This window comes from Mycobacterium sp. (genome assembly GCF_044370595.1).
Taxonomy (GTDB): Bacteria; Actinomycetota; Actinomycetes; order Mycobacteriales; family Mycobacteriaceae; genus Mycobacterium.
Map to the genome: position 1 here is coordinate 1 of NZ_JBILVF010000154.1, position 8007 is coordinate 8007.

An 8007-nucleotide genomic window follows, 5' to 3' on the forward strand; every position below is an offset into this window, starting at 1 on the left:
GCTGGGCGGCCAACCTGCAGTCCAATCAGGACCAGGCGCTGGCGATCCAGTCCGAGGAGGTCTACGACCGCTACCTGAAGTACCTGACCGGGTGCGTCGAACCGTTCCGCGACGGCTATATCGACATCTGCCAGTTCACCCTGGTCAAAGACTGCTGAACGCGTCGGTAGCATCGAAGGGACGATGGATACCACTCGTCTTCGGTCGCGCCCGGCCATCTTGATCCTCGCCGGCTCCCTGGTGACGCTGCTCACGCTCGGCGTTCTGGTGGTCCTCACCCATCGGGCTTTTGACCGACCGCCGGCGGCGACGGTGGCCCCGCTGACCGACGACCAGTCCCGCCGCCAGGTGGTGGAGGTAGCCCGCCAATTCGCCGGCCCGTTGGGCTCACCGTCTGCCAGTTATCGGCTGGTTTCGTGCAGCAGCGAGGACCAGCCGCCCTATCAGGGCGTCGTGTACGTGACCTTCGATGTACCCCGGGTGGCCGAGACGGCGGCGTACTTCGACGGGATCGAACGTGCCATGACGGCTGCGGGCTGGCGGAAAGGCGAGCCCCCCGGACGGCATCCGGGCGGGCGGACGCTGGCCAAGGACAGCATGGTTGCCATCTATCACCGCCACCGTGATCTGGAGGGCCGCGGGGCGCTGCAGATTTACGGGGAGTGCCGCAACGTCACCGACCATCGGCTCGACAACACCGGCTTCGTCGACGTCACCGCTGAGCTGTTGGACTGACGCGCTGACGGACGGCCGAAAGAGGACTTTGGTCCCCGGCGTTTTGGGCCTTCGACCCGTGTCTGCTACCGCCGGTCACACATACACTTGTCGCCATGGCTTATGTGATCACCAGCGCATGTGTGGACGTCAAGCACAAGGCTTGTGCTGCGGAGTGCCCTGTCGACTGCATCTACGAGGGCGACCGGACCATGTACATCAACCCGGACGAATGCGTCGACTGCGGCGCGTGCCGGTTGTTGTGCGAAGTTGACGCCATCTTCTACGAGGACGATCTTCCCGAAAGCGAGCGGAAGTTCCGCGCCGATAACGCCGCCTTCTTCACCGATGTGCTCCCCGGGCGTGACGCGCCCCTGGGAACACCGGGTGGGGCCGGCGATTTGGGTGCCGTCGGAGTCGACACACCGATGGTGGCCGGCTTGCCGAGCGCCTGATACCGCCGGGTGAAGACCGCTGATCAGGCTGGCGGGTTGGTTTCGGTGAACTCGCAGAACGCCGCATAGGCGCGAGCCCCGTAAACGGTCGCCGGGCCGCCGTGCATCAAAATCGCGACGCCGATCGCCTCGGCGGCCTCCTTGGTGGTGGCCCCGGCCTTGGCCGCGCCGCGGGCATGGGAGGCGATGCAACCGTCGCAGCCGTGCACCACGCCGATGGACATGGCCATCAGTTCCTTGACCTTCGTCGACAGCGCCCCGTCGGCGAGCGCGGCTGCGCTGAGTTCGTTGAACGTCCGGTAGACGTCCGGGATCTCCTGACGCAACGCCCGGTGCTGCGGCCGGAGCTCGTCGAGCGCCTGGTGGCTATGGCAATGTTCACCCATGGGACCGACCCTATCTGCGGCAGTTGTAACGCCGTTAGCGGTTAGATTGAAGTAAAAGCTGGGGTCCTGGATAATTTGCGGGGCCGCGGCTGCAACTACACTTTCTTTTGCTGGGGCGATATGACGAGCAGGGAGTTGAACACCACTATGGCGAAAGCACTACGACGGGCACTCGCCGCAGCAGGAATCGCGGTTGCCACGATGGTGGGCACTGCCCCCACCAGTGTGGCGGCGATCGCCCCGTCGGCAACCGCGGCAACCGTGGCATCGGTGCAGCCGTACAACGGCCAGACCGTCGGCGTCGCGGCTCCCATCATTGTCACGTTCACCGGTCCAGTCGCCGACCGCGCCGCCGCGGAGCGCTCCATTCAGGTGACCTCTCACACCGAGATGACCGGACGGTATGAGTGGCGCGGGGACACAACGGTGGCCTGGGTGCCCGACAAGTTCTGGCCGGCCCACTCCACCGTCCAACTTCTGGCCGGGGGCCAGCGTCGCAGCTTCGGTACCGGTTCGACGGTGCTGGGTGTCGGGAGCATCTCCAACTACACCTTCACCGTCAGCATCGACGGGGTGATCATGCGGCAGATGCCGGCGTCGTTCGGAAAGCCGCGCTTCGCAACCCCGGTCGGCTCATTCAGCGTGCTGGAGAAGTACAAGTCGATCGTGATGGATTCCTCGACGATCGGCATCCCGCTCACGGACCCGGAAGGCTACAAGCTGACGGTCGCCGACGCCGTGCGGATCACCTGGGGTGGGGTTTACGTGCACTCCGCGCCGTGGTCGGTCGGTTCGCAGGGCTGGCAGAACGTCAGCCACGGCTGTATCAACCTCAGTCCGGACAACGCGCTGTGGTACTTCAACCAGGTCGGTTACGGCGACCCGGTGGTCATCAACTGGTAGGGCACCTACTTCGGATGGGTGGCGCGGAAATCGATGACCACCTCATCGGAGACCTTCATCGCACCCATGAACAGTGAGATGAGTTTGACCCCGAAGTCGGTCTGCAGCAGTCGCACCTGAGTCGACAGCGCCAACGCCTTGCCGGTGTCCTCGACTTTCAGGTCGACTGTCTGGGGCCGGGAGGTGCCGTGAATCTCTACTGTTCCGGCCATCCGGTAGCCGTCGGCGATTCTAGTGATGTCATCGGCGGCGAACCGGATCTGCGGAAACTTCTTGGCGTCCAGAGATTTCAGCGCATTGGATCTGGCGACACCCTTCTCGGTTCCGCCCAGGGGAGTGACCCCGCCCTCCCCGCTGAGGACTTCAAGGGAGTCGGCGTCGACGGTCAGTTCGGCGTGTGCCGGTGTGTCGCCCGACCAATCGACGGATGCCACCCAGGACTGCATGGCCATGGTCAGGCGGTGGCCCATCTTGGCGGCTCGGCCGGTGACGCCGGTACGCAGCAGAAGCTCGCCGTTGGCCGGGCCGAGAGTCCAGTTCGCCATGATCAGTTCGGCTCGGTCGGGGTAAGTGTGACGGTGGTGGTGCTCACCGTGGGAGACGACGATGTCATTGCGGAACTGGGCGTGGGGTTCGCAGCCTCGGGGGGCGTCGGGGCAGCCGTCGGAGTCTGGGTGGGTGTCTCGACGGGGGTTTCGGTGGGGGTTTCGGTGGGAGTCCCCGGAGAAGTCCCCGGAGAAGTCCCCGGAGAAGTCCCCGGAGAAGTCTCGGTGGGGGCACTTGACGAGGCACCGGAGAAGCCCGGTTCGCGGAACTCGATCCAGGCGTCGCGGTAAAGCACGTTCTCACCGTCGGAAACCAGCAGCTGATCCGGCGTCACGGTGTAGGTGACCCCGTCGTTGGACGCGGTGACGGTGCCGTCGGAGCCTCGGCTGGCGGGCATCGTCAGGGACGCCTGGTCGCTCAGCCGGACGCCCCGGTATTCGAGTTGGCCGTCGGGGCGCACGCAGATCGCCACCAGGGCGTGGGAGGTACGGCCGAAGGCCACCACGGTGTCATCGCAGCGAGCCGCCGAATCGGTGTAGCCAAACTCGTCGGTGGGATAGCCGGTGTTGCTGCCCGTCGGCTCCGCGGCCGCTGTTGGGACGAGTGCCGCGATACCCGCCACAGCCGCTGCAACCCCAGCAAGTCCAATCCTTGACGACATGCTCGCGCTCCCTTCGACCGTCTCGCCCTAGCGAACCACCTCGCGCCGAAAATCCGGCGTTGCTGCGGCGGCGTTTCCGCGACGGCCGGCGTTCAGTCGGCGGCGGCCGGTGCGCTCCGCGGGCTGTGGGTGAGCACCGCCCACAACAGTCGGGCCGCTCTGCGGGCGCGGTCATCTGGGCTTATCGGCGCGGCGTTGCCCGGTTGTTCGGCCGGCGCACCCCCGATGTGCTCGACCAGGGCAACGGCCAGAACCCTCAGTTTGACGTTGGACTCATGGCTGGCCTGCCGTAGGGTCGCCCAGGCCGATTCGGCGTCGCAGCCCAGGCAGCCCATGATCGCGCCCTTGGCCTGTTCGATGGCACCGCGCGACTGGAGCACCGCGAGCATGTCGGCAATTCCGTCGGTCCCCTCGGCGACGGAGGTCACCAACGCGGCGGTGATCAGTTGCTCGTAGCCAATCAAATTTGTCACTGTCGCAGCGTTGGCCGGAACGCTGAGCAGGCATGACAGCACCACCGTCTCATCGGCCTGCCACACGCCCGGCACCGCCACCGCGCCCCGCACCCGGGCGAAATCCTCCTCGACGGGCGACCGGGACTGCACCGACTCCAACGTCAGGGCGGGCCAGCGGTCATCGGACCAGACGTCCAGACTCACGACCGGTACCTGGTGATCCACCGCAACCATCAGTGGCCCGCCCAGGCCACCGGCTTGCGCGTCTAGATACCCGGACCCGATGCCGCGGGTGGCCAGGACCGTCGTTCCTTCGCGTTTGGAATGGACGCTGACCGCAAGTGCCACCGCCTCGGGCACGTCGTGATGCACGCGTTCGAGAATTCGATCGAACAATTCCCGATGCGCATCGTTGTGCCGGGGACGAAACAGCGGCGCGGGCATCTGCTATTCGGTCCTCACCACGGTGGCTACTCGGTCAAGGCCGGAGATCGCCAGCAAGGTGGTGATGTGGCCGGTCGGTTTGACGATCATAGTCAGGTCGGTCGTCGCGGCCAGCGCGAACAGGGCGCGCACGGCAGCGCTGTCGCAGTAGCTCACCTCGGTCAGGTCGACGCTGAACGCCGGGGATCCATTGCAGGCCTTGGCCATTGCGTCTTTGAACTCCTCGACGTTGGCTAAGTCGATATCTCCGGCGACCCTAACCAGCGGCGGCTGGTTGGCGGTCGGTCCGGTAACGGCGAACCGTGCCTGATTCATCGCGGCAGCTCCTTGACCATTGCGACGGTGGTTCCCTGAGGGCTGGTCGTCACTTCGACGGTATCCATCAGTGCTCTCATCAGGTGTAGGCCATGACCGCGGTGGCCAGAGGAGTCGGTGGCAGGTTTCCAGCAGCCGTTGTCGTACACCCGCAGCCGAAGAGTGGAATCGGTGAGCTCGGCTTCGAGGGTGATCTCGACCGGACCGGGGGTGCCGAGCACGGAATGCTCGGTTGCGTTCGCGGTGGCTTCGCCGGCGGCGAGCAGGACGTCGGCGGCGACTTCGGTGTCGAGTGCCGCGCCGGTCAGCCAGTCCCGCAGCAGTCCGCGGCTTATTGCGAGGCTGGCCGGGTCGGCCGGCGTGGTGATACTCATCGGTTCTGGAGGATGCCGGTAGAGCACCGCCGCTGCGCCGCTACCCGACGCGAGTCCCCGGATCACCCGGTCCGCCAACTGGTCGGGATGTAGGCCCGCACAGTCGCCCAGCAGGGTGGCCGGGGAGCCGATCGGACCGGTCGACATCACGACCGTCGCTCCTGCGGTCAGCGGGCTGACGGCGACCCGCCCCGCCGCGGCGGTCAGTGCCACCGGTGTCATCCCGGGAGAGCTGAGCGTAGCGCCGGACTGTCCGTACGTGCTGAACTGAATTGTGTCGCTGCCGATCACGGCGCACAGAGCCGACAGTGGAAACTCGGCCAAGCCGCGCAGGGTCCGCACCGGATCGGCGGTCCGTAACAGCTCATTACGGGCTTGGTGGCGCAGGGCATCGGCGTTGGGGTGCCGGTCCTCGGATGCGCAGCAGCCCAGGACGACGCCGGTCTGGCCCGCGGTCAGAGCGACGATGTCCATCCAGTAGCCGACAAGATCCCGGGGGATATAGCGCGCCGCAAAACCCCATGGGGTGGCAAGCGATCCGAAGCCGCCAGGCCCGTCTGAAAAGGCATGCGCCGGGGTGTTGCCCTCCCAGCGAAGCACCTCATCAACCATTCGATTCCCCCAAGAGTTCCCCAGAGCGCCGGTGGCGGCAGCCTATCAAGTGCGTGGTTTGCCGCGACGGCGCAAGTTCAGCGGTTACGCTCTGGGAATGATCCGCGAATTTGTGATCGCAAGCGCCGTCCTGGGCGGCGCACTGGGAGCGGCGCCGGCGGCCGTTGCTGAAGGGACGTCCTATCCCGGTGACGTTCCGAATATGGTCTACGACGCTGCGCTCAGCGCGCCGTGTTATCGCTGGGACCGCTTCGTCTTCGGTCGTGGGGTCGGCGGTGAGGCATTGGCGTGCCGCTTCATCCCCAACCTGTCTTACGTCGGAATGGACCGCCCGCCGCCAGGCACCGGTTTCTGGGTGATCTCCGACAGGCTGTACGGGGTGCAGGACGTCGGTTCGTCCTGCCCCGGCCCGCGGGGGGCGGCACAGTCTCCGGACGGCCTGCCTATGCGCTGCCTTGGCGAGCGGGGCTGGCAGCCCGGAATCTTGAAGGTCGGGGACTGGGGCAACGGCAGTTCGTTCGTCCCTGCCAGCTGAATTCAGGCGGACGCCGCCTCATTGAGGTCATTGAGGCGGTTGGTGGCTTCCAGGTATTCCCGGACCCACCGGTCAATGACGGCGGAACTCTTCTCCACTTTGCTGAATTGACCGACGACTTGGCCGACCGGGTTGAACGCCACGTCGACGGTCTCGTCGGGATATTTGCTGGTTGCGGCGACCGCCATTCCGGAAACCATGTACTGCAACGGCATTCCCAGAGGTTCCGGGTTGCCCGGAGCCTCCCAGGCCGCGGTCCACTCGTTGCGGAGCATCCGACACGGTTTGCCGGTGAATGACCGGCTGCGGACGGTGTCACGACTGCTGGCCCTGACATAGGCGGCCTGCTGCACCGGGGAGTTCTCGGCCTCCTCGACCATCAGCCACTGCGAGCCCGACCAGGTTCCCTGGCAGCCCATGGCCAGCGCGGCGGCGATCTGGTAGCCGCTGCCGATACCGCCCGCCGCCAACACCGGTCGGGGGGCCACCTCTTTGACCACCTGCGGCCACAACACGATCGAGCCGACCTCGCCGCAGTGGCCGCCGCCTTCCCCGCCCTGGGCGATGATGATGTCGACGTCGGCGTCGGCATGCTTGCGGGCCTGGCCAGGGGAGCCGCACAGCGCCGCGACCTTGCGGCCCGCGGCATGGATGTGGGCGATCATGTCGGCCGGCGGTGTGCCCAGGGCGTTGGCGATCAGGGTGACCTTGGGGTGCCGCAGCGCGACCTCGACCTGCGGGGTGGCCGTCGCTTCCGTCCAGCCCAGCAACTGCAGGGCGTTGGAGTCGGCGTCGGCGGTGGGAACGCCGTGATCGGCCAGAATCTTCTTGGCGAAGTCGAGGTGCTGCTGGGGTACCAGCTTGCGCAACGCTTCGGCGAGTTCCTCACCGGACATGTCGGTGTCCATACCCTCGTACTTGTTGGGGATCACGATGTCCACGCCGTAGGGGTGATCGCCGATTCGCTCGTCGATCCAATTGAGCTCGATTTCAAGCTGTTCGGGCGTGAACCCGACCGCACCCAGGACGCCGAAACCGCCTGCCTTGCTGACCGCCACGACAACGTCCCGGCAGTGGGTGAACGCGAAGATCGGGAACTCGATACCCAGTTCATCGCAGAGTGTGGTGTGCATGGGAGGTCTCCTCTGCTGACTGCGGGCGAACCCACTGGAACGTGTTCTAGTTTAGAACGTGTTCTAGTTTAGCGGCCAGCGCAGCGGTCACAGCGTCTCCGCGGAATTGGGAGTAACGTCAACATCGTGCTCACCGTAGAGCGTCGCAGACAGTTCTTGGCCGGTGTTGGTGTGGCCGCTGGTGCGCTGATCGCTCTGCTGGCACCATCGCCCGAGGCACTCGCCGAACCGCTTCCGTTGCCGCAGACGCCGTGCTACAACGGCGTGTTCCCGCTCAACCCCTATGTGGACAACTGCGGCCTGCAACCCCGCCCGCCTCGCGTGATCGGATCGGCGCCGGATCAGACAGCCTTGCTCAACTGCAGCGTGGGCAGTGAAGTGTTCCGGGCGCAGTGCATCTCGCTCTACGTCAACGGCGGGTACGGCATGTATCCGGGGGCTGTGTTGGCGCCTGGCTATCACCCCTGAGCAGGT

At 65.9% G+C, this 8007-nt stretch carries 13 protein-coding genes; 6 read left to right on the top strand and 7 right to left on the bottom strand.

The window, feature by feature from the left end; translation table 11 throughout:
• The 3 genes from ADBZ5N_RS15700 to fdxA all read left to right on the top strand — a co-directional run.
• Positions 1-158: class I SAM-dependent methyltransferase (locus tag ADBZ5N_RS15700; protein ID WP_526258986.1), on the top strand; the 158-nt coding region annotated here is incomplete at its 5' end.
• Between the two features lie 25 nt (positions 159-183).
• Positions 184-735 (top strand): lipoprotein LppJ family protein, encoded by a 552-nt coding sequence (locus ADBZ5N_RS15705; RefSeq protein ID WP_526258964.1) that lies wholly within the window; start codon positions 184-186, stop codon positions 733-735.
• 95 nt (positions 736-830) lie between these two features.
• Positions 831-1169 carry a ferredoxin gene (fdxA, locus tag ADBZ5N_RS15710; RefSeq protein ID WP_526258966.1) on the top strand — a complete coding sequence of 113 codons (339 nt, stop codon included), beginning with the start codon at positions 831-833 and terminating at the stop codon, positions 1167-1169.
• Between the two features lie 23 nt (positions 1170-1192).
• Here fdxA and ADBZ5N_RS15715 read toward each other — a convergent pair whose 3' ends face one another.
• The gene (locus tag ADBZ5N_RS15715) at positions 1193-1555 is read right to left on the bottom strand and encodes a carboxymuconolactone decarboxylase family protein (RefSeq protein ID WP_526258968.1); all 363 of its coding nucleotides are present in this window, start codon (positions 1553-1555) and stop codon (positions 1193-1195) included.
• A 147-nt stretch (positions 1556-1702) separates the two neighbouring features.
• Here ADBZ5N_RS15715 and ADBZ5N_RS15720 point away from each other — a divergent pair, with 147 nt between their 5' ends.
• Positions 1703-2458, top strand: a complete 756-nt coding sequence (locus tag ADBZ5N_RS15720; protein WP_526258988.1) for a L,D-transpeptidase — start codon at positions 1703-1705, stop codon at positions 2456-2458.
• Positions 2459-2463: 5 nt separating this feature from the next.
• Here ADBZ5N_RS15720 and ADBZ5N_RS15725 read toward each other — a convergent pair whose 3' ends face one another.
• From ADBZ5N_RS15725 to ADBZ5N_RS15745, 5 genes are all read right to left on the bottom strand, one after another.
• Positions 2464-3003 (bottom strand): YceI family protein, encoded by a 540-nt coding sequence (locus ADBZ5N_RS15725; protein ID WP_526258970.1) that lies wholly within the window; start codon positions 3001-3003, stop codon positions 2464-2466.
• A gap of 2 nt (positions 3004-3005) precedes the next feature.
• The gene (locus ADBZ5N_RS15730; protein WP_526258972.1) at positions 3006-3665 is read right to left on the bottom strand and encodes a hypothetical protein; all 660 of its coding nucleotides are present in this window, start codon (positions 3663-3665) and stop codon (positions 3006-3008) included.
• Positions 3666-3757: 92 nt separating this feature from the next.
• On the bottom strand, positions 3758-4492 hold the full coding sequence (locus tag ADBZ5N_RS15735; protein WP_526258974.1) for an ANTAR domain-containing protein: 735 nt from the start codon (positions 4490-4492) through the stop codon (positions 3758-3760).
• Positions 4493-4567: 75 nt separating this feature from the next.
• Positions 4568-4879 carry an STAS domain-containing protein gene (locus tag ADBZ5N_RS15740; protein ID WP_526258976.1) on the bottom strand — a complete coding sequence of 104 codons (312 nt, stop codon included), beginning with the start codon at positions 4877-4879 and terminating at the stop codon, positions 4568-4570.
• A complete protein-coding gene (locus ADBZ5N_RS15745) occupies positions 4876-5865 on the bottom strand; it encodes an ATP-binding protein (protein ID WP_526258978.1) in 990 nt (329 codons plus the stop codon). Before ADBZ5N_RS15745 ends, ADBZ5N_RS15740 begins: the two co-directional genes overlap by 4 nt.
• 97 nt (positions 5866-5962) lie before the next feature.
• Between ADBZ5N_RS15745 and ADBZ5N_RS15750 the strand changes: the two genes are divergently transcribed.
• Positions 5963-6400 carry a hypothetical protein gene (locus tag ADBZ5N_RS15750; RefSeq protein ID WP_526258980.1) on the top strand — a complete coding sequence of 146 codons (438 nt, stop codon included), beginning with the start codon at positions 5963-5965 and terminating at the stop codon, positions 6398-6400.
• Positions 6401-6402: 2 nt separating this feature from the next.
• On the opposite strand, the gene ADBZ5N_RS15755 is transcribed toward ADBZ5N_RS15750, so the two are convergent.
• Complete coding sequence (locus tag ADBZ5N_RS15755) at positions 6403-7533, bottom strand: nitronate monooxygenase (RefSeq protein ID WP_526258982.1); 1131 nt, start codon at positions 7531-7533, stop codon at positions 6403-6405.
• 126 nt (positions 7534-7659) lie between these two features.
• On the opposite strand from ADBZ5N_RS15755, the gene ADBZ5N_RS15760 reads away from it, so the two are divergent.
• Positions 7660-8001 carry a twin-arginine translocation signal domain-containing protein gene (locus ADBZ5N_RS15760; RefSeq protein WP_526258984.1) on the top strand — a complete coding sequence of 114 codons (342 nt, stop codon included), beginning with the start codon at positions 7660-7662 and terminating at the stop codon, positions 7999-8001.
• Positions 8002-8007: the final 6 nt, after the last annotated feature.